1 protein-coding gene is annotated in these 734 nt (G+C 61.4%); it reads left to right on the top strand.

Annotated features, from left to right (window positions below):
- Positions 1–734, top strand: a 734-nt coding sequence (locus AC1D0Z_RS23435; protein WP_477660514.1) for a large ribosomal subunit assembly factor BipA, incomplete at both ends; no start/stop codon positions are given.

Below are 734 nucleotides of genomic sequence, written 5' to 3' on the forward strand. Positions count from 1 at the left end.
GCCCATGCTGAAGGTCGATGAGCCGACCCTGACCATGAACTTCTGCGTCAATACCAGCCCGCTGGCCGGCCGCGAAGGCAAGTACGTCACCAGCCGCCAGATCTGGGACCGGCTGCAAAAAGAACTGCAGCACAACGTGGCGCTGCGCGTCGCCGAAACCGACGAAGAAGGTATCTTCGAAGTCATGGGCCGGGGCGAATTGCATCTGACCATCCTGCTGGAAAACATGCGCCGCGAAGGTTTCGAGATGGCGGTGTCCAAGCCGCGCGTCGTGATGAAGGAAATCAACGGTGAAAAGCACGAGCCTATCGAGCTGGTCACCGCCGACATCGAAGACCAGCACCAGGGTGGCGTGATGCAAGCCCTCGGCGAGCGCAAGGGCGAGCTGGTGAACATGGAGCCGGACGGCCGGGGCCGCGTGCGCCTTGAGTACCGCATTCCGGCCCGCGGCCTGATCGGTTTTACCAACGAGTTCCTCAACCTGACGCGTGGTTCCGGCCTGATTTCCAACATCTTTGACAGCTACGAAGCGCACAAGGGCGACATCGGCGGCCGCAAGAACGGCGTGCTGATTTCGATGGATGACGGTGAAATCTTCACCTACGCCCTGGGCAAGCTGGACGACCGCGGCCGCATGTTCGTACGCGCCAATGACCCGGTGTATGAAGGCATGATCGTCGGCATCCACAGCCGCGACAACGACCTGGTCGTGAACGCCACGCGTACCAAGCAGC

It is taken from the genome of Polaromonas sp. P1_E3, assembly GCF_056405935.1.